The sequence below is a fragment of the Kibdelosporangium philippinense genome (assembly GCF_021390435.2).
Taxonomy (GTDB): domain Bacteria; phylum Actinomycetota; class Actinomycetes; order Mycobacteriales; family Pseudonocardiaceae; genus Kibdelosporangium; species Kibdelosporangium philippinense.
The window spans coordinates 212,378-237,991 of sequence record NZ_JAJVCN010000004.1; the positions used below are offsets into that span (position 1 = coordinate 212,378).

The 25,614-nt window shown below is 64.6% G+C and carries 30 protein-coding genes; 13 read left to right on the plus strand and 17 right to left on the minus strand.

The genetic code is table 11. The annotated features are described in order from the left end of the window. The first annotated feature begins 11 nt into the window (after positions 1-11). Genes LWC34_RS43880 through hemQ form a run of 4 tightly spaced genes read left to right on the plus strand, consistent with a single transcriptional unit; the run spans position 12 to position 2,059 of the window. The gene (locus LWC34_RS43880) at positions 12-431 is read left to right on the plus strand and encodes a roadblock/LC7 domain-containing protein (protein WP_233731229.1); all 420 of its coding nucleotides are present in this window, start codon (positions 12-14) and stop codon (positions 429-431) included. Then, on the plus strand, positions 428-799 hold the full coding sequence (locus LWC34_RS43885; RefSeq protein ID WP_233731230.1) for a DUF742 domain-containing protein: 372 nt from the start codon (positions 428-430) through the stop codon (positions 797-799). Before LWC34_RS43880 ends, LWC34_RS43885 begins: the two co-directional genes overlap by 4 nt. Beyond that, positions 780-1,364, plus strand: coding sequence for a GTP-binding protein (locus tag LWC34_RS43890; RefSeq protein ID WP_233731231.1), 585 nt, complete (start codon positions 780-782; stop codon positions 1,362-1,364). The genes LWC34_RS43885 and LWC34_RS43890 overlap by 20 nt, the downstream gene beginning before the upstream one ends. A 2-nt stretch (positions 1,365-1,366) precedes the next feature. Next, entirely contained in the window at positions 1,367-2,059 is a 693-nt protein-coding gene (gene hemQ / locus LWC34_RS43895; RefSeq protein WP_233731232.1) for a hydrogen peroxide-dependent heme synthase, read from the plus strand. A gap of 60 nt (positions 2,060-2,119) precedes the next feature. Here the strand turns inward: hemQ and LWC34_RS43900 are convergent, their stop codons facing one another. After that, positions 2,120-2,293: a hypothetical protein gene (locus LWC34_RS43900; protein WP_233731233.1), complete on the minus strand. Its 174-nt coding sequence runs from the start codon at positions 2,291-2,293 to the stop codon at positions 2,120-2,122. A 244-nt stretch (positions 2,294-2,537) separates the two neighbouring features. Between LWC34_RS43900 and LWC34_RS43905 the strand changes: the two genes are divergently transcribed. Both LWC34_RS43905 and LWC34_RS43910 read left to right on the plus strand, forming a co-directional pair. After that, positions 2,538-5,258 carry a helix-turn-helix transcriptional regulator gene (locus LWC34_RS43905; RefSeq protein ID WP_233731234.1) on the plus strand — a complete coding sequence of 907 codons (2,721 nt, stop codon included), beginning with the start codon at positions 2,538-2,540 and terminating at the stop codon, positions 5,256-5,258. A gap of 74 nt (positions 5,259-5,332) precedes the next feature. Next, positions 5,333-5,848: an NIPSNAP family protein gene (locus tag LWC34_RS43910; RefSeq protein WP_233731235.1), complete on the plus strand. Its 516-nt coding sequence runs from the start codon at positions 5,333-5,335 to the stop codon at positions 5,846-5,848. Positions 5,849-5,853: 5 nt separating this feature from the next. Here LWC34_RS43910 and LWC34_RS43915 read toward each other — a convergent pair whose 3' ends face one another. The 11 genes from LWC34_RS43915 to hisS all read right to left on the minus strand — a co-directional run bounded on the left by LWC34_RS43915 (position 5,854) and on the right by hisS (position 16,207). Then, positions 5,854-6,354: a DUF6328 family protein gene (locus LWC34_RS43915; RefSeq protein ID WP_233731236.1), complete on the minus strand. Its 501-nt coding sequence runs from the start codon at positions 6,352-6,354 to the stop codon at positions 5,854-5,856. Between the two features lie 122 nt (positions 6,355-6,476). Beyond that, positions 6,477-9,659, minus strand: a complete 3,183-nt coding sequence (locus tag LWC34_RS43920; protein ID WP_233731237.1) for a S8 family peptidase — start codon at positions 9,657-9,659, stop codon at positions 6,477-6,479. Positions 9,660-9,888: 229 nt separating this feature from the next. Continuing rightward, the gene (locus LWC34_RS43925) at positions 9,889-10,398 is read right to left on the minus strand and encodes a hypothetical protein (RefSeq protein ID WP_233731238.1); all 510 of its coding nucleotides are present in this window, start codon (positions 10,396-10,398) and stop codon (positions 9,889-9,891) included. Between the two features lie 16 nt (positions 10,399-10,414). Further along, positions 10,415-10,762 (minus strand): SCO6045 C-terminal-like domain-containing protein, encoded by a 348-nt coding sequence (locus tag LWC34_RS43930; protein WP_233731239.1) that lies wholly within the window; start codon positions 10,760-10,762, stop codon positions 10,415-10,417. Next, entirely contained in the window at positions 10,759-11,553 is a 795-nt protein-coding gene (locus tag LWC34_RS43935) for an MbnB/TglH/ChrH family RiPP precursor modification enzyme (RefSeq protein WP_233731240.1), read from the minus strand. The genes LWC34_RS43930 and LWC34_RS43935 overlap by 4 nt, the downstream gene beginning before the upstream one ends. A gap of 4 nt (positions 11,554-11,557) precedes the next feature. Beyond that, positions 11,558-12,301: a DUF2207 domain-containing protein gene (locus LWC34_RS43940; RefSeq protein WP_233731241.1), complete on the minus strand. Its 744-nt coding sequence runs from the start codon at positions 12,299-12,301 to the stop codon at positions 11,558-11,560. Further along, complete coding sequence (locus LWC34_RS43945) at positions 12,302-13,189, minus strand: TIGR04222 domain-containing membrane protein (RefSeq protein WP_233731242.1); 888 nt, start codon at positions 13,187-13,189, stop codon at positions 12,302-12,304. A 72-nt stretch (positions 13,190-13,261) separates the two neighbouring features. After that, positions 13,262-13,960, minus strand: a complete 699-nt coding sequence (locus LWC34_RS43950) for a TIGR04222 domain-containing membrane protein (protein ID WP_372496829.1) — start codon at positions 13,958-13,960, stop codon at positions 13,262-13,264. A gap of 209 nt (positions 13,961-14,169) precedes the next feature. Next, the gene (gene msrB / locus LWC34_RS43955) at positions 14,170-14,610 is read right to left on the minus strand and encodes a peptide-methionine (R)-S-oxide reductase MsrB (protein WP_233734038.1); all 441 of its coding nucleotides are present in this window, start codon (positions 14,608-14,610) and stop codon (positions 14,170-14,172) included. 11 nt (positions 14,611-14,621) lie between these two features. After that, a complete protein-coding gene (locus LWC34_RS43960; RefSeq protein WP_233731244.1) occupies positions 14,622-14,927 on the minus strand; it encodes a hypothetical protein in 306 nt (101 codons plus the stop codon). Positions 14,928-14,944: 17 nt separating this feature from the next. Then, entirely contained in the window at positions 14,945-16,207 is a 1,263-nt protein-coding gene (gene hisS, locus LWC34_RS43965; protein WP_233734039.1) for a histidine--tRNA ligase, read from the minus strand. Positions 16,208-16,290: 83 nt separating this feature from the next. On the opposite strand from hisS, the gene ligD reads away from it, so the two are divergent. Continuing rightward, positions 16,291-17,295, plus strand: coding sequence for a non-homologous end-joining DNA ligase (gene ligD, locus LWC34_RS43970; RefSeq protein WP_233731245.1), 1,005 nt, complete (start codon positions 16,291-16,293; stop codon positions 17,293-17,295). Between the two features lie 2 nt (positions 17,296-17,297). Here ligD and LWC34_RS43975 read toward each other — a convergent pair whose 3' ends face one another. Then, positions 17,298-17,558 carry a metallothionein gene (locus tag LWC34_RS43975; protein WP_233734040.1) on the minus strand — a complete coding sequence of 87 codons (261 nt, stop codon included), beginning with the start codon at positions 17,556-17,558 and terminating at the stop codon, positions 17,298-17,300. Positions 17,559-17,825: 267 nt separating this feature from the next. Here LWC34_RS43975 and LWC34_RS43980 point away from each other — a divergent pair, with 267 nt between their 5' ends. Continuing rightward, positions 17,826-18,812, plus strand: coding sequence for an ABC transporter substrate-binding protein (locus LWC34_RS43980; RefSeq protein ID WP_233731246.1), 987 nt, complete (start codon positions 17,826-17,828; stop codon positions 18,810-18,812). Positions 18,813-18,854: 42 nt separating this feature from the next. Here the strand turns inward: LWC34_RS43980 and LWC34_RS43985 are convergent, their stop codons facing one another. Both LWC34_RS43985 and LWC34_RS43990 read right to left on the minus strand, forming a co-directional pair. Then, positions 18,855-19,592 carry a class I SAM-dependent methyltransferase gene (locus LWC34_RS43985; protein WP_233731247.1) on the minus strand — a complete coding sequence of 246 codons (738 nt, stop codon included), beginning with the start codon at positions 19,590-19,592 and terminating at the stop codon, positions 18,855-18,857. Positions 19,593-19,673: 81 nt separating this feature from the next. Further along, entirely contained in the window at positions 19,674-20,663 is a 990-nt protein-coding gene (locus LWC34_RS43990) for a PHP domain-containing protein (protein WP_233731248.1), read from the minus strand. 33 nt (positions 20,664-20,696) lie between these two features. Here LWC34_RS43990 and LWC34_RS43995 point away from each other — a divergent pair, with 33 nt between their 5' ends. From LWC34_RS43995 to LWC34_RS59135, 3 genes are all read left to right on the plus strand, one after another. Further along, the gene (locus LWC34_RS43995) at positions 20,697-20,921 is read left to right on the plus strand and encodes a DUF8847 domain-containing protein (RefSeq protein WP_308200228.1); all 225 of its coding nucleotides are present in this window, start codon (positions 20,697-20,699) and stop codon (positions 20,919-20,921) included. Between the two features lie 202 nt (positions 20,922-21,123). After that, positions 21,124-21,708, plus strand: coding sequence for a DUF3558 family protein (locus LWC34_RS44000; RefSeq protein ID WP_233731249.1), 585 nt, complete (start codon positions 21,124-21,126; stop codon positions 21,706-21,708). Between the two features lie 125 nt (positions 21,709-21,833). Then, positions 21,834-22,373 (plus strand): DUF3558 domain-containing protein, encoded by a 540-nt coding sequence (locus LWC34_RS59135; RefSeq protein ID WP_372496831.1) that lies wholly within the window; start codon positions 21,834-21,836, stop codon positions 22,371-22,373. Here LWC34_RS59135 and LWC34_RS44005 read toward each other — a convergent pair. Then, positions 22,275-22,553, minus strand: a complete 279-nt coding sequence (locus tag LWC34_RS44005; RefSeq protein ID WP_233731250.1) for a hypothetical protein — start codon at positions 22,551-22,553, stop codon at positions 22,275-22,277. The two genes, LWC34_RS59135 and LWC34_RS44005, sit on opposite strands and share 99 nt — an antisense overlap. A 205-nt stretch (positions 22,554-22,758) precedes the next feature. Further along, positions 22,759-24,216 carry an IS1380 family transposase gene (locus tag LWC34_RS44010; protein WP_233722402.1) on the minus strand — a complete coding sequence of 486 codons (1,458 nt, stop codon included), beginning with the start codon at positions 24,214-24,216 and terminating at the stop codon, positions 22,759-22,761. A gap of 324 nt (positions 24,217-24,540) precedes the next feature. On the opposite strand from LWC34_RS44010, the gene LWC34_RS44015 reads away from it, so the two are divergent. Together LWC34_RS44015 and LWC34_RS59140 are read left to right on the plus strand one after the other, a co-directional pair. Next, positions 24,541-24,975, plus strand: coding sequence for a hypothetical protein (locus LWC34_RS44015; RefSeq protein ID WP_233731251.1), 435 nt, complete (start codon positions 24,541-24,543; stop codon positions 24,973-24,975). Positions 24,976-25,048: 73 nt separating this feature from the next. Continuing rightward, positions 25,049-25,612 (plus strand): DUF3558 family protein, encoded by a 564-nt coding sequence (locus LWC34_RS59140; RefSeq protein ID WP_372496832.1) that lies wholly within the window; start codon positions 25,049-25,051, stop codon positions 25,610-25,612. Positions 25,613-25,614: the final 2 nt, after the last annotated feature.

A 25,614-nucleotide genomic window follows, 5' to 3' on the forward strand; every position in this document is an offset into this window, starting at 1 on the left:
GGGAGAACTGAATGAAGAAGGCGAACTCAGGCGCTGACCTGGACTGGTTGCTCGAAGACCTGGTCGGCCGGGTGGTCGGGGCACGGCACGCGGTCGTGCTGTCCGCCGACGGCCTGCTCGTCGGCCGGTCCGCGGCGTTGTCCAAGGAAGACGGTGAGCACCTTTCCGCTGTCGCCTCGGCGTTCCAGAGCCTGGCGCGCGGAACCGGCAGGCAGTTCGGCGGCGGCAAGGTGCGGCAGACGATCGTGGAGATGGAACACGCTTTCCTGTTCGTCACCGCGGCCGGCCAAGGTACCTGCCTCGCGGTGCTCGGCGAGGAGGAGGCGGACGTCGGCCTGATCGCCTACGAGATGAACCTGCTGGTCAAACAGGTCGGCTCGGTGCTCAACGCGTCACCGCGGATAGAACACCTCGGCGTGCCGACATCATGACCGCCGGCCGCGACAACTGGGTGGACGACGAGGCCGGTCCGCTGGTTCGTCCCTACGCGATGACGCGTGGGCGGACCCGGCCGGCGAACCCTGATCTCAACATGATCACGCTTGTGGTCGCGGCGAAGGATGTCATCGACACGGTCGCGCTGGACGCCGACTATGTTTCCATCCTCGAACTGTGTCATCAGCCCCTGTCCATCGCTGAGCTCGCTGCGCGGATGAACGTGCCGATCGTGGTGGTCAAGGTCCTGGTGTCGGACTTGATCGAGCAGCGGGAAGTAATAGCCCGCAACCCCACACGCGATGTCAGGGTCCCAGACATGAAACTACTGCAGGCGGTGCTCGATGGTGTCCGACGGCTCTGACGCGATACCCACCGCGGTCAAGATCCTGATCGCGGGTGGGTTCGGTGCCGGGAAGACCACGATGGTCGGCGCGGTCAGCGAGATCGCCCCGTTGTCGACCGAGGAGTTGCTCACCGAGGCGGGCGTCGGCGTCGACGATCTGGTCGGGATCGAGAACAAACGGACGACGACGGTCGCGCTCGACTTCGGCCGGATCACGCTGAACGACCAGGCGATCCTTTACCTGTTCGGCACCCCAGGCCAGGGCCGGTTCTGGTTCATGTGGGACGAATTGGCCTACGGCGCGCTCGGTGCGGTCGTGCTCGCTGACACCCGGCGGCTGGACACGTGCTTCCCATCGATCGACTTCTTCGAGAAGCGTGACGTGCCGTTCGTGATCGCGGTGAACTGCTTCGACGGGGCCGTGCGCTACGAGTTGTCCGAGGTACGCGAGGCGCTGGACATCGGCCCGGACGTGCCGATCGCGATGTGCGACGCCCGTGACCGGGAATCCGCCAAGGAGGTCCTGGTCACATTGGTGGAGTACGTGCTGCGCAACCAACCCGTGGCCCGTGCCACGATGTAGGCATGGCTCGTCTGAACTACACCGAACTCAACGACACGATCCGCTACACGATGTGGTCGGTGTTCCGGATCGAACCGGGCAAGCTGCCCGATGACCGTGGTCCGGCGGCCACTGAGGCCCAGAACTATCTCGACGCGCTCGAAGGCAAGGGTGTCGTCGTGCGTGGCGTGTACGACGTGGCGGGGTTGCGTGCGGACGCGGACTACATGATCTGGTGGCATGCGGAGGAGATCGAGCAGGTTCAGGCCGCGTACACGGGGCTGCGCCGGACCGCGCTGGGTCGGGCGTCGACGCCGGTCTGGAGCCAGGTGGCGCTGCACCGGCCCGCGGAGTTCAACAAGAGTCACATTCCGGCGTTCCTGGCTGGTGAGGAAGCCCGCAAGTACGTGTGCGTGTACCCGTTCGTCCGGTCGTACGAGTGGTACCTGCTGCCGGACGACGAGCGCCGCAAGATGCTGGCCGAGCACGGCCACATGGCTCGGGACTACCCGGACGTGCGCGCCAATACCGTCGCGTCGTTCGCGCTGGGCGACTACGAGTGGATGCTGGCGTTCGAGGCGGATGAACTGCACCGGATTCTGGATCTGATGCGGCATCTGAGGGGCAGCACGGCCCGGCGGCATGTGCGCGAGGAAGTTCCTTTTTATACCGGCACGCGGTTGCCTGCTGCTGAACTCGTCGCCAATTTGCCGTGACGCGAATAGCGCTAAGCCCGAATGGTCGTTAACCATTCGGGCGCAGCGGTCAAGAATTGGTCAGTTGTAACCCATGTCGTTGGTGCCAGCGCCGCGGTTGTAGCCCATGTCGGCCACGGTGACGGTGCTGCTTCGGTTGTATCCCATGTCATCCGGCGACAGGGCCGCGACGGTGCTGATGGCACCGACAAACGCGAAACCCAGTGCCGCGGTCGCGCTCGCCACGATAAGCATGATGCGACGGTGTGCCCGCATGATTCCTCCGCACGGAAACCTTGTGGAGATCGGACGAAATGTGGCTACAGCGTGGCAGTGCGTCAGTAATCGGCGATGGAGTGTGCGGTAAATAGTTGGCCAACGATTGGTTGCCGCCCCGGGAATGTGCATCGGAAAGTAAACAGAACCGAGTGTGGCGAACAATTCTTAGGCTGACTAATGAGCATTGTTAAGATCGTATTCACCAGGTATTCTTTCCGGTATGCCCGGATCAGGCGCACTGATCGGCCGGGACGGTGAGCTGACCCGGCTCGGCGCCTGGCTCGGTGAGCTGCGCGATGGCCGTGGCCATGCCGTACTGGTCGAGGGCGAACCCGGGATCGGCAAATCTATGCTGGTCCGCGCGGCATGCGCGGACGCGGGCATCCAGGTTTTCTGGGGCTCCGGCGACGAACTGGGCCAAGACCTGCCGTTGATGCCGCTGCTGGACGGGCTGCGGGTGCACAGCGCCGCTGATCCCCGGCGCGAGACCATCGCCAAGCTGCTGCGCGGCGAGACCACGATCGGGCGCGGCCTTGACGTGCCGACGGCGGTCGCCGAGCATCTGCTGACCCTGCTTGAGGAAACGTGTGCGTCCGGCCCTGCTGTGCTGGTCGTGGACGACCTGCAGTGGGCCGATCGCAACACGGTCGCGCTCTGCGGTAGGCTGGCCCGTCTGGTCCGCCAGATCCCCTTGCTGTTCGTGGGGATCATGCGGCCGATTCCGCAACGCGCGGATCTGATGGCACTGCGCAGATCCATCCCGATGACCGACCGGATCCGGTTGTCCCGCCTACCAGACGCGGACGCAAGCGCTCTGCTGACGGTGTTGGCCGGTGGACCACCGAGTGACCGGCTGCGGCGGCTCGCGGCGGGTGCGGCCGGAAACCCGTTGTACCTGACCGAACTCGTTGGCTCGCTCACCCAGAAGGGGCGGCTGTTCGTGACCGAGTCCGGGGTCGTCGAGACCGCGGCAGACCGGACGCCTCGGTCATTGTCCGCGGCGATCACCGAGCGGCTGAGCTACCTGCCCGCCAACGTGCTCGACGTGGTCCGCACGGCAGCCTTGCTCGGTGGTGACTTTTCAGTCGGCGACCTTGGTGTGGTCAGCGGATTGGCGACCGCGGAACTGGTTCCCGCGCTGGAGGAAGCCCGCGCGGCCGGGATATTGACCGAAGCGCCCGACGGCTTGGCCTTCCGGCATCCGTTGATCAGAATCGCCTTGTACGAACAACTTCCGGTCGCGGTACGGGCCGCGTGGCATCGGGACGCGGCCAAAGCACTCGCCGAAAGCGGTGCACCCGTCGACCGTGTGGCCAGGCAGCTGCTGCCTGCCGATGTCCGTGACGAGGAATGGCTTGCCCGGTGGCTGGAGGATGCGGCGCCCGCGCTCGTCGGGCACGCGCCGAAGGTCGCGGCCGAGGTTCTGCGTCGCACAGGAACATTCCCGGAGTTGTTGGCAGACGCCCTGTTCCGGATGGGAGAACCCGCGGAAGCCGCTGAGGTCGCGAGCCGGGCGTTGACCGGCGAGCCCGAGCCGTCCCAATTGGTCGAGCTGTACCGGATCATGACGCAGTGCCGTTCACTCGCGGGCCGTTCCCCGGAAGCCTTGGCGGCCTTGCAATCCGCGCTGGGAACAGATGGGCTGAGCCCTGAACACAGGGCCCGCTTGCTGGTGCTCGCGGCGCGCGTCAACCGGGATCTCGGTCAGGTCGACGATGCCGAGGCGCTGGCCTTGGAAGCGTTGGGGCTCACCGACGATCGGTGGTCGACCGCGTGGGCGCTGCACGTACGCATGCTCGTGTCGATGATGCGCGGGGCCAGCCACGCGGCCCTTGAGTTCTCCGAGAACGCCCTCACAGTCGCGGCAGACGATCCAGAACTCACCGACCTGCGCCTGCTGCTGCAGATCAACCAGGCCGTGGCGCTCGGCGACCTCGACCGTTACCAGGAAGCCCTTGAAGTCGCGGGCCGGATGCGTACCGAGGCCGAGCGCACGGGCAGCTTGGTCCGGCTGACTCAGGCGCAGAGTGCGATGGGCCAGCTGCTGCTGGGCACCGGCGGCTGGGACCAGGCGCTGGCCGAGGTCGACGTGCTGCCCGCCGAGGTCAAGGACCCGAGCGTGGTCTGCTGTGACCACGGTGTTGCCGCGATCATCTGCTTCCACCGCGACGACCCGGAAACCGCACGTCAGCACCTCGCCGCGGCGGCGCCTTTCGCCGGTCAGGTCGGGCTGCGGATCGTCGCGAACCTCAACATGGCCCGCAGCCTGGACGCGGAGTACGCGGGCGACCCGGTCACCGCGTTGAAGGAACTCATCGAGGACCTCGACGAGAAAACCGATATCGAGGACATCCTGCCGGACGCGGTCAGGCTCGCCGTGCAGATCGGGGATCTGGTCACTGCCAAGGAAGTCACCGCCCAGGTAGCGGCCAATGTGGACGGTGCGCCGCGATGGCGGTCGGCCGCGCTGTACTGCCGTGGCCTGCTGAGCCAGGATCCGGCGATGCTACTGGCGGCGGCGGGCGAGACCGACCGGCGACTGCCCAAGGCCAAGGCGTTCGAGGCCGCCGCGACGGCATTTGTCGCCGCCGACGACTTGAGTTCCGCCCGTGCCGCGTTCGCCAGGGCGAATGCCGTCTACGAGGAACTTGGCGCCACGTGGGACATCGCGCGGCTCGCGTCCGTGCAACGGGCCGCGGGGATCCGGCGGGCGCCGAGGGTGGCGCACAAGAAAGCCACGCACGGCTGGGAAAGCCTGACACCGACGGAGTCCAAGATCGCGGCTTTGGTCGTGGAAGGCTTGACCAACAGGCAGATCGCGTCGCGGCTGTTCCTCTCGCCAAGGACTGTGGGCACGCACGTGTCACACATCTTGAACAAGCTGGGCGTGAACTCGCGGACCGATATCGCGCGGGAAGCCAGTCGCCGCGCCTCCGGCTGAGTTTGGCCGGAAACTTACGGATGTCGGCAACCAAGCCACTCGTTCGGCGCTGACCGGCGCACGAGGATGCACGGGTGATAGTCGAACTCAGGCAGTACACCCTCAAACCCGGCGCACGGGACACGCTCGTCGACATCTTCGAGAAGCACTTCATCCACACCCAGCAAGCCGTTGGCATCACGCTGATCGGCCTGTTCTACGACCTCGACAACCCGGACAAGTTCGTGTGGCTCAGGGGTTTCGAGGACATGGAACAACGCAGAAACGCCCTGATCGCGTTCTACGAGCAGGGCGAAGCGTGGCGGACACACGGCCGCGCGGCGAACGCGACCATGATCGACTCGGACGATGTGCTACTGCTGGAACCCTTGGGGGAGTTGCCAAAGGAGGCTGAATACGGCCAGTACACCGCCATAGCCTCGCCGCAGCCGATTGATGTCACGGATCCGGTCGTGGCCTTCAGACCTTATGTCGCCCAGAACACCTACCCACGTTTGCCGGTACGCGAGGAGCAGATGTACGTGACAATCCACGCAGGCGACAGCGAAGGGCTCAGGCTGAAACCCACGCCCGGATCCGCTTTGCGGTAAGTGTTCTACCGGCGGGAACGCACCCGGTGCCACAGTGGGAGCAGATACCAGAAGAACACGAACCACGCCAAGGCACCACCGGCTAGCCACGAACCCGCGTTCATGCCGAGGACGACGGTCAGAATGAGTAACAGAGCCGAGGTCAACGCCAGCATCAACAGGGCGAGGCCGCACAGTGCGAACCTGTTGGAATAGCGGACCAGTTTCTCCTTGAGCCGTTGGCCGAACACCACACGGTGAAAGGCCGCTGGCGCGATCAACAGCGCGTTCGCCGCCGCGCCGAGCACAAGGCTGGCGACGTAGATATCGCGCTGGAACAGGGTGAAGCTGGCGAATCTCGGGGTGAACGCCACGGTCAGCAGGAACGCCAGCAGCAACTGCACCCCGGTCTGGGCCACGCGCAGCTCTTGCAGGATCTCACCGTAGTTGCGGTCAAGCCGCTGGATCCGGCTCTCGCCGCGGACGGCGTAGTTCCAGCGGTCGTGTTCGTCAGGGTGGGGGTGCATGAATACACGATGTCTCGAAGGTGAACGGGAGACATCGGTCGACTGACGTAGATCCGAAGTAAGGGGGCGGAGCGGCCCCGGGTGTGGGGGCAAGCCCGAAGCCGCTCCGCGGGGTGAACAGGTCAGTTGAGCTTGTACGCGTTGATGATCGTCTGCTCGACGGTGTTACCCGCCCGGTCGGTCGCCTTGGCCCGCAACGACACCGACGTGGCATCGTTCGGGTGCTGGACGATGGCGAACACGTTCGCCACGACCGTCGTCGCCGTCCACGTCTGGCCGCCGTCGAACGACGCGTCGACGGTCAGTGACTTGGGCACCGTGCCCTGCCCGCTGTTCTGGGCCTGCACGGATACCGGCAGGATGAACGACTCACCCGCCGGAGCGGAGTTCGTGGCGTCCAACGCGGGCGTGTACCGCACGGTGGACAACGGCAGCCGGACCGGATCCGTGCCGACCGGACCCGAACGGAACGTCCACGCGCCACGAACTGTCGTGGACACGTCGGACACGCCACTGCGGACCGCCTCGGCCGTCAGCGTGTACGTGCCCGTGTCCGCGGGAACGTCGAACTGGCCGTACGCGGCACTCGGAGATTCACCGATCTTCTTGCCGTCGCGGTAAAGCACGGTCGATCCCTTGTCCACAAGGGACGAACCGGCGTTGCCTGCCGCGTCACCGAACAACGGGATGTTCACGAAGATCTTGTTCTCCGTGCGGGTGACGTACTGGCTTGCCGCCCTGGTCTGCGGCATGACCGGGGAGAACACGCCACGGTTGTAGGACTCCTCGTACGTCCGGCCTGCCTGGAACACCTTCACCGGGCTGGCCAGCCGGGACTCGAGGAGCCGGCCGTCCTCGCTCAGCTGGTACAGGCCTGGGCTCCACGCCGCGTCCTCGGTCGTGTAGTACTCGTGGCGGTCACCTGGCAGCTTGACCGGCAGCAACGTCGCCCACGCACCAGGGCCGAGGCCGAACTTCGGGTACGGGAACGCGTAGCGCAGACCGGTCTTGCCCGGCACGGTCGCCGCGAAGGTGCCGTGCACGTGCGCGAGGCTCTCCTTCTTCACCGCCTTGGTGTAGCCGGTCGGGAAGACACCGTTCTGGTAGAAGGCCAATCCGTGGTAGTCACCGGACGGCGTGTCCCACTGGCTGTTGATCTGGGTGATCAGTTCCGTCGGCGGCAGTTCCGGGCCGACGTGCGCGGTGTGCAGCTGCCCGAGGTTGCCGCCGAGCAGCACCCAGCCGTAGCCGAAGCTGTTGCGACCCAACGTCCGTTGGTACGTGAAGTCGGCGAGCAGCATGGTCGACGCCGGATCCGTCGGCGTCACCTTGGTCGGTTTTGTCCGCCGGAAGTCCAGATCGATCGTGGTGTCCTCGTTCAGGGTGAAGGACGGGAACGCCAGCCAGTTGATGACTTCCTGGCCGGGTAGCGCGCTGTCGATCACGTAGTTGCCCTTGGGCAGACGCAGCGTCGGGCTGCCGTCCGGATCGAACGCGGAGCTGAACTTGCCCGATTCCAAGCCGTACAACGCGGTGCTGTACCCCTTGGCAGGCGCGCCATCCAGCCCGATGTGGTTGATGGTCAGCGAGTAGCTCTCCGGCTCGCGGTTGATCGCCACCGGCGTGTTGACCGTGACGTCACCAGCGGTCGCGGTCAGCGTTCCCGAGTAGACGCCGTCCAGCGCGTTGATCTTGGTGTTGCCGGTGATGGTCACCTTGGCCTCGCCGCCGGCTGGCACGGTCACCTTCGTGGGCGACGCGGTGAGCAGGCCCGCCGGGGCTGGCTTGCCGTCCGGGCCGAGCGCGTTGACCGTGACGTCGAACGTGACATCCGCCTTGCCCGCGTTGCGGTAGGTCAGGCTCTTGTCGACGGGCTGGTCGTCGTCGTGCGGCCACAGCTGGGTGCCGAGGCTGATGCTGGTCGGCGAGGTCGTCACGGCCTGCGTGATCGCCTTGGCCACATCGACACGGCCCGAACCCTGTTGGAACGCGTTGAGGCTGGCGTTGGGTTTCGCCGACGCGGCGAGCGTCGACTTGATCTGCTCGCCGGACCAGTCCGGGTGCACCTGCGCCAACAGCGCGGCGGCACCAGCGACGTGTGGCGTTGCCATGGACGTGCCGGAGATGGAGATGTAGCCGTCGGCGACCGGCGCGCCGATCCGGGCGTTGGCGGCCTTTGCCGCGGCGATGCCGACACCGGGCGCGGTGACGTCCGGCTTGATCCCCGCGTCACCGATACGCGGGCCACGGCTCGAGAACTGCGCGATGCTCTCGTCACGGTCGATCGCGCCGACCGTCAGAGCGGCGTCCGCGCTACCCGGCGAATCGATGGTTTCCCCGCCGGGGCCGCTGTTGCCCGCGGCGATGACGAACAGTGTGCCGTGCTTGGCGGACAACGTGTTCACGGCTTCTTCGATCGGGTCGATGTCCGGCGTGTCCGCGCCGCCGAGGCTCAGGTTGACGATCTTGGCGCCCTGGTCGACCGCCCACTGCATGCCGCCGATGATCCACGAGTCATAGCCGTAGCCGCCGTCGGAGAGCACCTTGCCGTCGAGGATGTTGGCGCCGTACGCGACACCCTTGTACTTGCCGTTCGCCTTGGCGCCGGTGCCTGCGATGGTCGAGGCGACGTGCGTGCCGTGGCCCACGCGGTCGACGGCGTCGGGGGAGTCGCTGAAGTTCTTCTCGCCGATCTCACGGGTGGCGAGGTCGGGGTGCGTCTGGTCGACGCCGGTGTCCAGCACGGCGACCTTCACGCCTTCGCCGGTGAATCCGGCCTGCCACGCGGCAGGGGCGCCGATCTGGGCAGTGCTGCGGTCCAGCGAGGCTTTGCGCTTGCCGTCGAGCCAGACCTTCTTCACTGATCCGCTTGTCAGCGACGACCATGCGGCGCCGCTCTTGTCCGCGGTGACCGCGGAAGCGTTGACAGCGGACAGGTTCGCGGTTGTGGTCACGCCCGCGACGCGGGCTCCTGGTGCGTGGCTGACGATCAGCGGCACGGTGTTGCTGTTCGCGCCGTCCGCGTAGCCGGATTCGGTCAGCAGGGTGATGTCGAACAGTCGCTCGTCCAGACGTCCTTGCGCGACAAGGGAAACCGCATCCTTGGGAACGACGTACTGGTGACCTTTGCGTTTGTACGTCGAGAAGGCCATTTTCTCCCGGCCCTTGCCGGGAACGATGGAGCGCACGTTGTACGCCTCATCGACAAGGACAACCCGGTCGCCTGTGATGAGCGTGATCGAAGTGCCGTTGGGTTGCTCGGTAACTGGTGCCGCGGCGGCACCTTGTGCCGTACTGAACGCCACCCCGAGAACGAGAGCCCCGACGCTGATGCGTCTAGCGGTCCGTCTCTTGGCTGAATGCACCTGAAAAACCTCCCGATCGGTTTTCTGCGCATGCCCCAGACATCGACGGTATGGAGTCGATGAACCACTGTCAGTGGTCACCGCAAGCTATCGGTGACTCAATGGGGTGACAAGTCCTCAACAGGACAAACTCGAAAGTAAATTTCCCCAGCGAGCAATCACTGGGTGTTTATGGACGTTCGCTGACCGTCCCATCGGGGGACACCAGTACGCCACCTTGCGGTGTGCCGCCTCCGCAGTCCGGACCAGACGGATAGCTGACTTTCGGCGTGATCATCAGACGGGGTGCGCCGATCTCGGCACCGGCTGGATCGATCAATCGCAGCGTGACTTCAACCGGCCCGGCGGGCAGTTCCGGCAGGTCGGCGAAGGAATTCTTGCCACCGGTCTGCTCGAGCCGCGCACCGCACGCGGTATCCGGTCCAGTTGACGGGCAAGGCTGCGCGCTGGCCGAGGTCGATGGATACAACTCAAGACGCTTGTCGTGGCACGAGGAGTTCCAGCATGCGGTCAGTCGTGCGGAGCCGACCTTCGGCGCGTATGCCGGGTCGATGTCCAGCGAAATGCCCTTCCGGAGGGCCGCACCACCGCACGGCATGCCCGCGCCTTGCAGGGTGGTCCCGCAGCCGGTCAACGCGGCGCAGGCGAGGGCGAGTGCGGCGACGAGGTTCCGGTTCACGCCACTAAGACGGTCCTCACCAGCTTCTCGTTGCACGCCTTCGCCACCACTTCACCTTCGCCAGATGTCCCTCAGCCCGCAACCATTCCACGAACCCGCGTGCGTCATCCCGCATCCGGGAACCGTCCTTGCGGGGATGCGCCTTGGCGTACTCGGTGAACAGCGGGACGAACCTGTCGTCGAGGTCGGCGCACACCTCCGGCTCGACCGTCGCCACGATCTGCCGCCGTTTCGAGCGCAGCGCCCGCGCCTCGACCTCAATGCGGTCCGGATCGAATCCCGGCGGGGGCGGGCCACCGGCCAGCAACGCCTGGAGCAATTGGGCCTGCTGCTGGGCGAGACGATCGCGTTGTGGCTGCGTCATAGCCGGTCCCGGATCGCCTGCAGTTCGGCGGCAAGGTCGTCGTCGGACGGGTAGTCGCCGTCGCGCTCCAACAGCACGCCCGGCGGTTTGGTGCGTTTCACCAACTCCGACAACACGTCCAAGACTTCCGGCAACACGGGGTGGGTGTGCGTGTCGTGGTAGACGCCGTTGTGTTCCTCGCCGCCCGCGACGTGCACGTACGCCAAGCGTTCCAACGGAAGTTCGTCGAGGAGCTTGACCGGGTCCTGGTTGAGGTTGCGGGCGTTGGCCCACATGTTCGCGACGTCCACAAGCAACAGACAGCCGGTCCGCTCGGTCAGCTCGCCGAGGAACTGGGCCTCGGTCAGCTCGGCGTCCGGCCATTCCAGCAGAGCCGCGATGTTCTCCAGCGCGAACGGCACGTTCAGGTTCGCCTGCACAGTCTTCACATTGGCGACAAGCACATCCAGCGCTTCCCGGGTCCGCGGCACCGGCATCAGATGGCCGGAGTCCAGTCCGCCCGCGCGCACGAAGCACACGTGATCGCTCGCCAACGGCGCGTCCAGCACGTCCGCGAGCTTGGCGAGGTGCTCGACCCGTTTCATGTCAACGGGTTCCGCGCCACCGACCGACAAGGACACGGCGTGTGGCAGTACCGGAAGGCCGCGTTCGCGCAGGATCGTGACGGATTCCGGCAGCCGGTCCGGGTTCAGGTTCTCCGCGACGATCTCGACGAAGTCCACGCCCGGCAGTCGTTCCACCGTGATGTCGATCTCCGAGCGCCAGCCGATACCCACTCCGAGAGTGTCCATCTCCTCAGCTCCCTCCCGAACCGCAGCCACCGCCGCTTGGCGACGACGCGCATCCGATCTCGCCGGGGTTTCCGACTCTCGTGTTATTCCGCAACGCTTTGGCCAGGACCGGGTCAGGGTATGCGCCGAGTCCTTCGAGCGCGACCATCGTCACTGCGTCCGTCTCCGAGGCGTTGTCGATCATGTAGTCACCTGCCGTGGTTCGCCTTGCCGCGTAAGGCAAGTAGTGCACCGGCAGCAATGCGATGACGAGCAAGGCGAACGTGAGCAGCGTCAACGCGGCGTTGAGCAGGAACACGCCGACCACTGTCGCCACGATCAACGGCGAGGCCGCTTTGAGCCTGTCGGCAGGCGTCAGGCTGAGCAACAACCGCCGGTCCACCAATGACATCCGCGCCTGTGCGATCAGGGCGTGATCCGACAGCGTGGACTTCAGGGTCTTCACCGTGGTGCCCGCCTCGATCCTGGTGAGGATCACACGTTCCAGTTCCGTGCGCGGCTTGAGCTTCCGGTGGTTGGCCAGGCTGAGCACGCCCGCCCGGCCGATCCGGACCTCCTTGCGCCGCATCAGGACCGCGATGGTCGTCTCGACCAGCCGTTCCCAACCAGCCCGGAGGAAGGCGACGTCCACAGCGGAGGGGGCGAGGTCGGCCAACGGGACGTCGACCAACCTCTGTCGCACTCGTAGCGCCACGGTCGCACCGGCCGCGATCACCAGCACACCAAGGTGCAGTAAGAACTCTGTCACTCAGGAGCCTCCGCCACCGCATCCACCGCCACCGCCGCAGCTGCTACCACCGCTGGAGCAACTGCTTCCGCCGCCGCTGCTGCAGGTGCTGGCGCCGCCACCGAAGAAGACGAAGCTGCTGCCCGCGTACGTCGAACCACGGCTACGGGACGGTCGCCTCCTTGCCTCCTGGAGGAGCCGGGAGATCGTCACGTCCGGGTACGCCTGCATTCCATCTTTGGCAACGGCCGCGGCGGCGTCGACGCCTCGGTTAATGCCATCAAGAGCCCGCTTGCCCCCGCTGGTCAGGCCTTCCTTGATCTCCCGCATCGCGAACAGCGTCACGATCACGGTCAGGATCAGCAAACCGGTCAGGTAACCAACCGGGAAGCCGAGGTTGACGCCGTTGATCCACCGGGCGATGCCGATCACCAACAGCACGACCAACGGCAGCGCCGCGACAAGCGCCTGGCGGCGGTTGCTGCCGTAGTAGTACAGGCCTTTGGCCGCGAGCGACCGGCGGATGGCGTCGTACTCCGGCAGGTTGGACATGGACGACAGGTGGTAAGGCAGTGGCCGCCCCTGCCGCTTGGTGACTCGGTTGGCCAGCCGCTCTTCCAGCGTCGACTCCGGCTTGGCCCTTGCGTCGCTGACCGGATACAGCAGACCCTCGCGCTGCACGCGGATCACGTTGTGCGCCACCAGGTTCGCCAGCGCCGACTCAACCACCCGGACCCAGCCGCCCGCGATGAACGCGGTCTCGTCGACCGTCAGCGGCTCGGGTGACCGCCGGGCGGACCCCGACCGGATCCGCTTGCGCAGCACCAGAGTCGCGACGCACGCGACCACAAGGCCGCAGATGTACAGCCCCAGGAATTCCGGACCCGAAAGGCCCCAAGGGTTCGTCATGACCCTCTCCCCTCTATGTGTGTACAGGCAGGCCCGGGGACACGTGTCCCCGGGCCTGCCTACCTCCCCCTGTTACCCCTTGCAGCTACCTTCTGTGTTCTCCCCTGAAACCGAACCCCTCCGGCCAAGCAAGGACTCCCTGATCACCTGGTCGGGGTGCTCGGTGAACCCACCGGCCGCGACAAGCTCGGCAGGTGCGGTCACCGAGGCACGCCCGACCGCATTCGCCCCCTCGAACGTCCTCGGGCAGATCGCCTGGCGGTACATGGCGAAACCGATCAGCGCACTGCCGATCAGCAACACCGTCAACCAACCGACAGGCCTGTCGTCAGCGACCCCCTCAAGCCACCTGACGACACCGGCCGAGAACACGACGACCGCCGGAACCAAGCTGATCACCTTGCGGCGCTTGGCCAGTTCGTCGTCCACCAGATAACCCGCGCTCACCAAACGAGCGACTACTTCACGTACCGCGTCGGACTCCGCGAGCCTGCGCGTGAGGATGGAAATGGACCTGCTGCCATGCCTGGCCACGTCCGCGACGATCGTGCGTTCGACAGGATTTTCGCCGCCCCTAATGCGGACGTGCTGACCATTCTGGCTGACCTGCAGATAACCATCGCGGGACGCGCGCAGCTGGCCGGTGTCGACCAGCTGCGCGACCGCGGCCTCAACCACACGCCGCGGACCCCCGGTCAGGCATGCCAGCTCCTGCGCCGACAGTGCCTGAATGGGCGCGGTTGTGGAGGCCGCACCCGTACGAGTGAAAATGCGAACTGCGAACGCGAACAGCAAAGTAGCCGAAAACCCGAGCAGATAAATGCCGATGAACGTCGGCCCGGGCATTCCCCAAGTGTCTTCCATGATCTTCCCCCTCTCTCCTGCGAGAGCCGGAAATCAAGTGGAGACACCACTTTCTTCCGCCAGGGGGCACCCGGCAAGACACCTTGATTAAGATTTAGGGTTGTGTTGGGGGTAACTTAGGATTGTTCTTGACCAGCGTCGTCCGGCCGCAGCGTCAACGAGATGCTGTTGATGCAGTAGCGCTGGTCAGTGGGGGTCGGGTAGCCCTCGCCCTCGAACACGTGGCCAAGGTGGCTGTGGCACGTCGCACACAGCACCTCGACCCGGACCATACCCAGCGCGCGGTCCTCGCGGAGAATAACACTGTCACCGGCGAGCGGCGAGAAGAACGACGGCCATCCGCAATGCGAATCGAATTTCGTCGAACTGCGGAACAGTTCCGCGCCGCACGCCCGGCACGCGTACACACCGACCGTCTTCGTGTCGGTGTATTCACCGGTAAAGGCGCGCTCGGTGCCCGCCTGACGGAGTACCTGGTACTCCTCGGCGGTCAGTTGCTGCCGCCACTCCTGGTCGGACTTGACCACGCGCGGAGTGACACCGGTAACGGGCTCCATGGACACTTTCGCTAGCCTCCGAAGCTGGACAGGATGAACACCAACGAGTCCCACACCGCGACGCCGACTCCGATCAGGATCAACCCGATGAAGAGCAAGGCAAGCATCCGGTAGTGGCCACCGAGGCGGTTCGCCGAGTCCGCGAAGTCCGAGATCCCGCCGAGATAACCCTCGACGGTGTACCCCGATCGGCTGGTCTCGATCCGGTCGAGGTGGGCAGCGAATGCCTTCACCTCAGGGTCGTGCGGGTCTAGGCCTTCAAGGTCCTCGCGAAACCGCTGTGACGCGGGCTCATCAGGGGACGCGTTCACACCCATGACAACACCGTAGCCGGTCAGCTTGATTCCCGGATCCCCAAAGCGCGCTCATCCGCCACCTCGCCGGACCGCACGTGGACGAATGAGGTGTATCCCCACTCGGCCAACCTGCCCAGTTGTGCCCCGAACTTGCCGCGCCGCTTGATCGTCGTGACCTGGCGTCCTTCGGCCCGCAGCTGCCGTGCGACGGCCAGGACCTCGGATGGGGAGACGTCTGCCTCGTGCAACACAGCGATCGCGTCCGTACGCGGAGCGTTGTCGAGCAGGTTCACGATCCGCTCGAAACCGATAGAGAACCCACAAGCAGGAACGTCCTTGCCGAGCGAACGGCCGATCAGCTTGTCGTACCGGCCGCCACCGGCAACCGACGCGCTCGTGCCCGGGTGGCTGACCTCGAAGATCTGCCCGGTGTAGTAACCCATCCCCCTGACAAGGGTCGGGTCGAACTCCCAGCCGAGCTCACGGGTCTTGGCCAGTTCGGCCAGCGCGGTCGTGGTCGCCACGAGGTCGCTGGCGACGTCCTCGGGCAGGTTCGGCACGGCATCGGTCAACTGGTCCGCCAGCTTGGCCGGATCGAGGCCCTGCAGGGCGGTGATCGACGCCTGCACGCCGTCAGCCTGGGACTCGCTGAAGCCCGCGCGCTCGGTGAGCTCCTTGCGCACGCCCTCCCAGCCGATCTTGTCGAGCTTGTCCAAGATGATGAAGAACGAGCCCTGCGCCTCGGGGGCCACGCCAGCGCCTTCGGCCAGCGCGGACAGGAACCTGCGGTCGGACAGCCGGACCGTGGTTCCAGGCAGGCCAGCCGCCTCCAACGCCTCGGTCGTCGCCTCGATCAGCTCAGCCTCGGCGAGCACGGACTCCTCGCCGATCAGGTCGATGTCGCACTGGTTGAACTGGCGGTAGCGGTCCTTCTGCGGCCGCTCAGCGCGCCACACCGGGCCGAACTGGAAGGACCGGAACGGGACCGGCAGGGCGGCGTGGTTGTTGCCGTAGAAGCGCGTCAGCGGGACCGTGAGGTCGAACCGCAGCCCGAGATCGGCCAGCTGGTCGAGGCTGTCCGGGAACTCGGTCAGGCCACGGCGGAGGATCTTGAAGATCAGCTTCTCGTTCTCGCCGCCCTGGCCACCGGTCAGCCTGGCGATGTCCTCCAGCGCGGGCGTCTCGATGCGCTGGTAGCCGTACCGGTGGTAGACCTCGGTGATCCGGGCCAGGACATGATCGCGCACGGCGACAGTCGCGGGCAGCAGGTCACGAGTGCCCCTTGCGGGGCTGTTGTCCATCTTCACCGGTAGTCCTCATCTCGCGGATAGGTCCTTTAAAACTACCGGGCGCATGCGAGCGGATTACCGCCTAGGGTTGCCGCATGGCGTCGAAGGCGATCGAGCTGACAGTCGGCGAGCGGGCCGTGCGCGTGTCCAATCCGGACAAGGTCTATTTCCCGGAACGCGGGATCACCAAGCGGCAGGTGGTCGAGTACTACATCTCGGTGGCCGAGCCGTTGCTGAAAGTGTTGCGCGACAGGCCAACGACCCTGAAACGCTACGTCGACGGCGTGACTGGGGAGGCGTTCTACCAGAAGCGCGTGCCCAAGGGCGCGCCTGACTGGGTTTCCACCGCGACGATCAAATTCCCGTCCGGGCGGCCAGCCGACGAGGTGTGTCCCACCGAGATCGCCGTAATTCCGTGGGCGTCGAACCTTGGGACGTTCGATTTCCACCCGTGGCCGGTGCGCCGTCCCGACGTTGACCATCCGGACGAGCTGCGCGTGGACTTGGACCCGCAGCCGGGCACGGATTTCTCCGACGCGGTGAAGGTCGCGGGCGTACTGCGGGAAGTGTTGGCGGACAACGGGTTGACTGGGTATCCGAAGACTTCCGGCGGGCGCGGGATCCATGTGCTGGTGCGGATCCGGCCTTCGTGGGACTTCATCGACGTGCGGCATGCCGTGATCGGCTTGGCTCGTGAAGTGGAGCGTCGGATTCCTTCGCTGGCAACGACTGCGTGGTGGAAGGAGGAACGCGGCGAGCGCGTGTTCCTTGACTTCAACCAGGCGGCCAGGGACCGGACGATCGCTTCGGCCTGGTCGGTGCGTGGCACGCCGCGGGCGACCGTGTCGATGCCCCTGACGTGGGATCAACTGTCCGATGTGGATCCCGACGACTTCGACATCTTCACCGTGCCGGATTTGCTTGCGTCGCGCGGAGACGCGCACGCGGACATCGACTCCGAGGTCTTCGGGATCGAGTCGTTGCTCGAGCTGTACGCCAGCGATTCACGCGGCGAGATGCCCTACCCGCCGGATTATCCGAAAATGCCGGGCGAGCCGAAGCGCGTACAGCCGTCGCGGGCCCGCCCGGACACGGACTGACTTTATCCAGGCAGGGCGCCGACGGTGTCCCTGATTTGCGTGCCGAGGCCGCTCGAGCCCTGGCGCGCACAGTGCGCACAGCAGAAGAACCGGCCTTCCACCTCGACGCCGTGGCCAAGAATCCGGCATTCGCAGTGCTCGCAGCGTGGTGCCAGTTTCTGGATCGCGCACTCGAAACTGTCGAACGTGTAGACGTCGCCGGTCACGGTCCGGACTTCGAACGCCATCCAGTACTCGTTGCCGCAGACGTCGCACTTCGCCAACTCATGCATGCCGCCGAGGGTGCGCGCTGGTTGCCCGGTCGGCAACTCGAGACCCGATCGGCGAGACGGCAATCAATGAATCAATGGCAATGATTGACGCGGCAAACAATAAGAAATTTCATATACCGTCACACTGTATATCGTGTGTGCGAGAAATTGGCGTACTGCATTTGGCGGCTTTCAATGCAATCGTGTGCCGCTACTCTTCGGCGCTACTTGAACGATGCCGTGCCGCGCTGATGAGAATCATTGAGAGGACAACTTCACATGCGTCGGAAACGACTTGCCGTGACCGGCCTGGTAATGGCCTTTGTCGCGGCAACAGCGGGCTGCAGTGCGCTCGGTGAATCCGCCCCGTCACCGGAGGATCCGGCTGGTGGACTGGAGAAAACCACGATCAAGGTGGCCGAACTCAAGATCATCGACGCCGCCCCGATTCACCTGGCCATCGACAACGGGCATTTCAAGTCGGAAGGCCTGAACGTCGAGCTGAGTATGGGCGGGAAAGGATCGGTGAACATCGACAATGTCATCGGTGGCACGATCGACATCGGACTGAGCAGTTACCCGCCAGCCATCATGCCGGTGGCCAAGAAAGTGGCCGAGCTGAAGGTGGTCACGGACGCGATCACGACATCGGAGAACCTTTTCCTGCTGGTCGTCAAGAAAGACGGCCCGATCAAGCAGGTCAAGGACCTGATCGGCAAGAAGATCGCGGTCAGCTCGCAGGGCGGGATCGGGGAGCTCGCCCTGCGGACCCAGCTGAAGATCAACGGCGTCGACATCACCAAGGAGCAGTACATCTCGATGCCGTTCGCGGACATGCCGAACGCGTTGAAGAACGACAACGTGCAGGCGGCGATCATGAACGAGCCGTTCCTGACCCAGACGTTGCAGAACGAAGGCGTCAGCAAGCTGTTGTCGCCGTTCAGCGGGTCGACGGCGAACTTCCCGACGTCGGGCTGGATCGCGTCGAAGAAGTTCGTCGAGGCGAATCCGAAGACCGTCGCGGCATTTCAGCGCGCCATGGCCAAGGCCGTCGCGGACGCCCAGCAGCGTAAGGTCGTCGAGGAAGCGGTGACGAAATACGTTGGCGTGCCACCGAATGTGGCGTCGCTGATGACGTTGCCGACCTTCCCGTCGAGTACGGACGCCACCCGGTTCCAGCGGGTCGTCGACCTGATGGTGGAAACCGGCGAGCTCAGAGCGGATCAGCGGATCGACATGAACACGATGGTGATCGACGGGAAGTAGCCACGGGAGCCGGGGAGATGGGCGTGCTCCCCGGCATTCCGGTCAAGCAAGGCGGTACGTGCGGTAAAGCGTGGCAACGAAAGGAACGCCGAGCGTCGGCGTGCCCCGATCCGCGGCACGGTCAGCGAAATGGCCGTAAAGCTTGTCCAGCAAGGCCTCTCGCTCATCGTCGGCAAGGGAGATGATCGCGCTGTAAGTGCTGTGCATCGCGCAGATCTCCTGCGGTGTCATCTCCCGTTCGTAGCCGATGACATGTTTCTCGACCGGGCCGAACGGCAAATCCTCCGGCAACTTCATCTTGTTCAGCGGCCGCGATGGGTTGTGCGCGGAGAAGATGACGTCCTGCACTTCGTCGAGCCACATGTCGCTCGGGCCGCGATCATGCCAGGAAACGCCAAGAACCCCGCCGGGTTTGAGACAGCGTGCCGCTTCCGCGCCCGCTTTGGCCGGATCGAACCAATGCCACGCGTTGCTCGTCAACACGGCGTCGGCGCTCGCGGTGGAAACCGGCAAATGCTCGGAGCTGCCAAGGTGCACGGTGGCATCGGGAAACCGTGCTCGCAACCACCCGCACATCTGCTCGTCCGGGTCGACCGCGATCACCTTCGCGGCGCGCTCGAGCAATATCCGCGTCAGATGTCCAGTGCCCGCGCCAACATCGACAACGACAGCGCTGTCGGCAGGCAACAACCATTCGACGGCGAGTTCTGGTACGGCCGGACGATGCTGGTCGTAGTGTGCGGGATCGACCCCGAAAACCAATCCAGGCTGGGCCGTCATCACAGGAATCCTCCAGTCGGTCTTCAGCGGCACCCGACACTAGCGGTGCGACATTCACCGCCGGTACGGCCGATTGCCGTATTAACCAACCGGATTGGAGCGTGCGTTGATGACTCGCTCAACGGGAACACCACACTTCTCAGCCCGTTCGCACCCCTGTATCAGCCAATCAAGCTGACCGGGCGCGTGCGCGTCGGTGTCGATGGCGAACTCACAACCGATCTCGACAGCCAATTTCAGCAGCCGCAACGGCGGATCAAGCCGTTCAGGCCGCGAGTTGACCTCGACGGCGACATTGTTCTCCAGGCAAGCCTCGAAGACAGCCTTGGCATCGAATGTCGACTCTGGCCGATTCCGTTTGGCGGTGCGCATCCGCCCAGTGCAGTGACCGAGAATGGTGGTGTGCGGATTGCTGACGGCCTTGATCATCCGTTTGGTCATCTGCGCGGATGGCATGCGTAGCTCGGAATGAACACTCGCGACGACGATGTCGAGGCGTGCCAGCAGTTCCTCCTCCTGGTCGAGGTTGCTATCAAGCAAGATGTCGACCTCGATACCGGTGAGGATGCGAAACGGCTTGAGGTCCTCGTTCAACTCGGCGACGACATCCAGCTGTTGGCGCAGACGTTCCGCGGAAAGTCCGTTGGCGACAGTGAGTCGCGGGGAGTGGTCGGTGAGAGCCATCCACTCGTGGCCGAGCTCGATGGCCACCTCAGCCATCTCCCGGATAGTGCTGCCCCCGTCAGACCAATCGGAATGGACGTGACAGTCGCCCTTGAGAGCGGCCCGCAACTCCTGCCCGCCATTGACCGGCAAAGTCGCCTCAGCAATGAGCTTGCTGAGATAATCAGGCTCACGGCCGGCGACAGCATCGGCGATGACCCCAGCGGTGGACTTGCCGATGCCCGGCAGTTGGGTGAGCGTGCCACGCTTGGCCCGCGTTTGGACTTCCTCAGCGGGCAACTCGGCGACGACAGCGGCCGCCTTACGGAAGGCCTGCACCTTGTAGGTGGGCTCCCCATTGCGTTCGAGGTAGAAGCCGATCAGACGAAGTGCCTTCGCGGGATCCATGCGTACATCATCGTCCTTAGTACGATGGAACGAGTGCACTTGGTGGAGGGAGAGCCGATGTCGCAGGACTACGTCGTGCGCTACGTCGGCGGTCCGCTCGACGGCCGCGTGGACACGTTGGCGAAACTGCCCGCGACCCTGAAGGAAACGGTCACGCACGTGCACCTGCACGGCGGGCCGAAGATCGTGCACCATTACGACCTGCACTACGCGGTCGAGTACGGCTGCGAATACCGGTTGCGCGGCGACGTCGAGTAATCACCCAATCGTGCGACCTTCCTGACTTCCCAGCCGGTGCGACCACGCCTTGGTACGTTCCCCTGCGTGAAGGGGAGATTTCTCGCTGTGGCGACCGGTTGGCTGTAGCAGGTGGCACGGCTGCGCCGGTGCTCGCCACTGAGGAAGCGACCTCATGGAGGCCAAGTTGTCAGGCGGAACCTGACTGGAATGGTGCACAGCTGTGAAGACATCGGTGCTGGTAACCGCGACAGTATTTGCACTGCTGTGGAGTGTTACCGCATGTTCGACCGTCACGAACGGTTTGCCTCTACCGGCTGATGCGCCATCCGGCACCAGCCGCCCGAAGATCCCCGGTAGCGGTGGTGGCTTGGGCAATCAGACTACTTCAGCCGACCCGCAGCCAGCTGACAGCCCGATGCGGGATGTTGATCCATGCACTCTTCTCACCTCAGCGGAAACAACGACGCTCGCAGTGGGTCCCGGACGGCTGGAAAAAGGTCTGAGCACTGATCGAGGATGTGCTTATAGCTCGCTGGACAAAGGTGAATATACCGTGCAAGTGAATGTGTTTGACACACTCGGCATCAAGGATGTGCAGTCGACGGGGCCGATAAAGTCGATCCCGAACGTCGGCAAGCATAAGGCGGTCGAGTATTCGTACGGGACGGGTTGCGCGATAGCACTGGAAGTAACGGCGGCTTCGCGATCCGATGTCTACGTCGCTTCAGGAAATGACACTCAACGGGCGTGTCAGATCGCAACGCAAGTCGCTCACATGGTCGAGCCGAAGTTGCCGCCGAGCTGATCAGGCAAAGGCGCTTTGTGATATCTCGAGACGCGGCCAATTATCTTGAGGAAGTGCATCAACGAGTGAACGCTCTTCGAACACGTCGGCGTGCCGCCGCGGTTTCCGCAGTTGCGGCACTTGTTATGGGCGTCGTCGCGTGCAACGCGGAGACGGCAGGAACACCCACCGCCTCTCTGAACACACCCGCGGCGCGGCCGACAGTTCCTGGCGAGTCCAAGTCGGGCACCACCACGACATCTCGACCCGATACTGGTAGCAACTTACTAGAGGGCATAGATCCGTGTTCGCTGTTGTCAGCGTCTGAGCGGGCGCAAGTGGGCGTCGCGGAGGGGCAGCCACGGGACACCGTGTTGGACACAACTCGAAGCTGTGAGTTCGTGGCATCCGGGGAGTTCAACCTCCGAGTGAACACGTTTGGCGCTCGGGGCATCAAGGACGTCGTGGCGAACCGGGGTGAAATCAAGCCAACGCCGAAGGTCGGCCGACACGATGCGGTGCAGTCATTCGGCGGGATCAATTCATGCGCGATCACCATTGCCATTTCAGATACCTCTCGCGTTGACTCAGTCGCTGCCCACAACCGAGAAGGCGACGCCAAGTCTTGTGAAATCGCCTTGCAGGTGGTTCGCTTGATCGAGCCGAAGCTGCCAGGTGGAAACTGAATGCCATGCCACCGGAACATCAGAACAGAACCGGGATGCAACATCCTGTATCACGGGCCACGGCTGGGCAACAGTATCGACAACCGACGCATGAACCCGGTAAAAGAAATGGTGGGATTTCAAACCGGTCGTCATCAAGTCGCGGCCGACATCGGCCTCGTCCATATCAACCTTGCTCACGGATGCACCAGCCTCCTACCCCACGAGGGCACAAGTGTCTAGCCTTGATCATTCACGTGGGTGACGTGTCCGCCTGTGCCGGTTCGGATGTTGATCTTGAGTTGGTTGCTGTGTGGTGATGGTCAGGGTTCGAGCCCGGCCGCCGGTGTTGGCTGGGCGCCGGGTTGGGGGGCGGGCCTTTCAGGTCGAGGGGCAGGGACAGGGGTCATCGAGTTGGTGGTGGCAGGGCCAGCGCTGCCCGGAGGCAGGCGGCGAGAGGGTCGGCCCAGGGCCAGGTTTCCGGGATTTTGATCTTGCGTTTGCGTTGGCCGCGGACGATGCGGGCGGCGGTGTGCAGTAGCCGGTAGCGCAGGGTTTTGGGTTCGGCTTTGGCGAGGGTGCCCTCAAGGCAGAGCAGGCGCAGCCAGGCGAGCAGGTCGATGGCGATGGTGGCGGCCAGACACCAGGCCCGGTTGATCTCGATCTTGGTGGAGGGCAGGTGACCGAGGCCGGTTTGCTTGCCGCAGCGGACGTGGTCCTCGACTCGGGCGTGCGGGCGGTGACGGGCTTCCAGGAACTGGACGGTGGCGCCCGAACCGCTGCCCGGGGTGTTGGTGGCCACCAGTTGGTAGCGCCAGCCGTCGGCTTCTTCGAACAGGGACAACTGTGCGCCGGGGTGGGGTTTCTCACGACGACAGATGATCCGCAGATCGGCCGGCCAGTTCTCCAGTTGGTCCCCGTCGGGGTGGTGACGTAGTAGCGCGGTCAGTTCCACCACGCCGGCTTTGTCCAGCGGCCGAGGATCGCCGTGGTGATCGAGCACTGCCTGCCATGCCTTCGCGGGGACACGGCCGATCGCGGCTCGTTCCCGCGCACCGAGTTCCCAGCCGACGCTGTAGTGCGCCTGCCTGCCTGGCTTGGCGTTCAGCGCGGTGATGTACTTGATGAGACCGTGGGAGGCGCCCGCGCCGTCCACGGTGACTAGAAGGTTCCTTCGATGTTTCGCCGGGATCTGGGCGATCGCGGCGTCGAGGACCTCGAGGTGATCAGCTGTCGTGTTGGATCCGGCGCTTCCTGTGCGCAGCAACAGGGCCAGCGATTCGCCGGTGTTGTCACACATGGCCAGCAGCGGATGATGACCGAAGCTGCCCTTGTAGGTTCCCGCGGCGAGTTGTTTGTCCGAGTGCGCGATCACCAGCGAACCATCCAACCGGACCACCACGGTCGTGCCCAGATCACGGTCGGCCACCCGCGACGGCGGAATCCGGCCGTGCCGTCGCTCGATCAACGACCACACATGCTCGCGGATCCGGGCACGCACACGGGCGATCTTGTTGCGCTGCACCTGACCGACCGCGTCCAACGTGCGCCACAACGTCGGATCTGAGGCGACCGGCCCGAACAGTTCGGCCTGATCGCGCAGGACAGCCAGATCCGACAGGACCCGCCCGCCGTCAGCGATCAACACCGCGGTGTCGGCGAACACCCGGCCACGGTCATGCACCGGCATGAACCCACGCCGCGCCATCGCCCGCGACAAGCCTTCCGTCAACCCGGTGCGGTCGGCCAGCAACCGCACCGCCGCGGTCCCGGCATGACTGACCACGCCACGCCCACCGACTTCTACCGCCAGATCCCGCGACCACCCAGTAACATCCACGTCGAAAGTGCTCCAGAGCTTCATGGGTAAGAACAGGCATTAGCAACCTCATCTTCCCAGCTCAGGAGCACTTTTCCCTGTTCCGACACGGCGCCCGAATCAAGATCGCCATGAATACTCAGGGCTAGGAGGACTACCGCTCCACCTGGGGCCGAGCATCGCGCCTGTGCCGTCCACAATGGGGCGCAACCAGGTCGTTTCGCTCGTCTTCACACTGGGCTGATCGTCAATCCAGGTGATTCGCCTGGTCGTGGGAACCGTTCCCGCCCCAGTTCCGTCACAGTCGAGACGGGCCACGTCACCCCTTGATACCGTGGCCCGGGGAGGCCGGACGAGGGGAACGACGGCATGTACGTGGACGAAGGCGGCGGTGGCGGCCAGCGATCGGTCGATTGGGGCGACATCGGCAAGGGCATCGGCAGCATCGGCGCCAGCATGGACGCGTTCGCCGGTGCGGCAGCCAGCGGCGGCTTCGAAGTCAACGAGACTGGCGGCCAGGCGCTGCTCAACGCCATTCGGGGAATGAAGCGATGGGTGGACCGCCAGCAAATGGGACTCCTGGACATCGCCCAGAGATTGCCTTTGGGTGGCAGTCATGCCGCGCAGGTGATTTCACCATATGTGCAGCAGGTGGCGATCGATGATCAAGGTTTCCTGACTCAACTGGCGCAGTTCAGCGAGTCCCTCGAAAAAGCTGAAAAAGGCATTGAAACCGCCATGGCCAACTATCGGGCCACCGAGGAAGCCAAGCGTTCCGCGTTTCGCGGGATTGAGCCAGTGTGAATATTTGGACTCGACAACGAGGAAGAACTGCGGACACGTGAAGCTTTCATTGAAGAGTTCGGTCTTGGCGACGGTGGCCGTCGCGACGCTTACTGCGAGCTTGTCCGCGTGTACGGACCAACGGGAAGGTTTGCCGACACCTGGTGGTTCGTCGTCAGGTACTACTCGGCCAAGCATCCCGGGCGGGGGCGGGACGTCCGGAACCCGGACTCCGTCTAGCGGCGCGTCACCCAGCGGTAACCCGATACGCGACGTCGATACATGTGCCCTGCTCAACTCCGCTGACCAAGCGACCCTTGGAATTGAGGCCGGTAGCCCGAAAAGCGGTCAGACGGACGTAGACAAGGGCTGCATCTGGGATTCGAAGGATGTCGGGGAGTTCGGCGTTCAAGTGAATGCTTATGGTGACCGGGGTCTCAAGGACGTGCAGTCGACCGGAGAAGTGAAGCAAATTCCGGCGGTCGGTAAGCATAACGCGGTGCAGTACCTGTATGGCAAGGCATGTGCGGTAAGTCTAGCTATAACGGAGTCTGCGCGTGTTGACGCGACTTCCTCGTCGGGTAATGACTCCCAGCGGGCGTGTCAAATTGCGACGCAAGTGGCGCAGATGATCGAACCCAAGTTGCCGGGGAGCTGAGG

What these genes read in the sequence shown, in the direction of transcription:
- LWC34_RS43880 (WP_233731229.1), top strand. Translation starts at nt 12, where the DNA reads ATGAAGAAGGCGAACTCAGGCGCTGACCTGGACTGGTTGCTCGAAGAC.
- LWC34_RS43885 (WP_233731230.1), top strand. Translation starts at nt 428, where the DNA reads ATGACCGCCGGCCGCGACAACTGGGTGGACGACGAGGCCGGTCCGCTG.
- LWC34_RS43890 (WP_233731231.1), top strand. Translation starts at nt 780, where the DNA reads ATGGTGTCCGACGGCTCTGACGCGATACCCACCGCGGTCAAGATCCTG.
- hemQ (WP_233731232.1), top strand. Translation starts at nt 1,367, where the DNA reads ATGGCTCGTCTGAACTACACCGAACTCAACGACACGATCCGCTACACG.
- LWC34_RS43900 (WP_233731233.1), bottom strand. Translation starts at nt 2,293, where the DNA reads ATGCTTATCGTGGCGAGCGCGACCGCGGCACTGGGTTTCGCGTTTGTC.
- LWC34_RS43905 (WP_233731234.1), top strand. Translation starts at nt 2,538, where the DNA reads ATGCCCGGATCAGGCGCACTGATCGGCCGGGACGGTGAGCTGACCCGG.
- LWC34_RS43915 (WP_233731236.1), bottom strand. Translation starts at nt 6,354, where the DNA reads ATGCACCCCCACCCTGACGAACACGACCGCTGGAACTACGCCGTCCGC.
- LWC34_RS43930 (WP_233731239.1), bottom strand. Translation starts at nt 10,762, where the DNA reads ATGACGCAGCCACAACGCGATCGTCTCGCCCAGCAGCAGGCCCAATTG.
- LWC34_RS43935 (WP_233731240.1), bottom strand. Translation starts at nt 11,553, where the DNA reads ATGGACACTCTCGGAGTGGGTATCGGCTGGCGCTCGGAGATCGACATC.
- LWC34_RS43945 (WP_233731242.1), bottom strand. Translation starts at nt 13,189, where the DNA reads ATGACGAACCCTTGGGGCCTTTCGGGTCCGGAATTCCTGGGGCTGTAC.
- msrB (WP_233734038.1), bottom strand. Translation starts at nt 14,610, where the DNA reads ATGGAGCCCGTTACCGGTGTCACTCCGCGCGTGGTCAAGTCCGACCAG.
- LWC34_RS43960 (WP_233731244.1), bottom strand. Translation starts at nt 14,927, where the DNA reads ATGGGTGTGAACGCGTCCCCTGATGAGCCCGCGTCACAGCGGTTTCGC.
- hisS (WP_233734039.1), bottom strand. Translation starts at nt 16,207, where the DNA reads ATGGACAACAGCCCCGCAAGGGGCACTCGTGACCTGCTGCCCGCGACT.
- ligD (WP_233731245.1), top strand. Translation starts at nt 16,291, where the DNA reads ATGGCGTCGAAGGCGATCGAGCTGACAGTCGGCGAGCGGGCCGTGCGC.
- LWC34_RS43980 (WP_233731246.1), top strand. Translation starts at nt 17,826, where the DNA reads ATGCGTCGGAAACGACTTGCCGTGACCGGCCTGGTAATGGCCTTTGTC.
- LWC34_RS43985 (WP_233731247.1), bottom strand. Translation starts at nt 19,592, where the DNA reads ATGACGGCCCAGCCTGGATTGGTTTTCGGGGTCGATCCCGCACACTAC.
- LWC34_RS43990 (WP_233731248.1), bottom strand. Translation starts at nt 20,663, where the DNA reads ATGGATCCCGCGAAGGCACTTCGTCTGATCGGCTTCTACCTCGAACGC.
- LWC34_RS59135 (WP_372496831.1), top strand. Translation starts at nt 21,834, where the DNA reads ATGGGCGTCGTCGCGTGCAACGCGGAGACGGCAGGAACACCCACCGCC.
- LWC34_RS44010 (WP_233722402.1), bottom strand. Translation starts at nt 24,216, where the DNA reads ATGAAGCTCTGGAGCACTTTCGACGTGGATGTTACTGGGTGGTCGCGG.
- LWC34_RS44015 (WP_233731251.1), top strand. Translation starts at nt 24,541, where the DNA reads ATGTACGTGGACGAAGGCGGCGGTGGCGGCCAGCGATCGGTCGATTGG.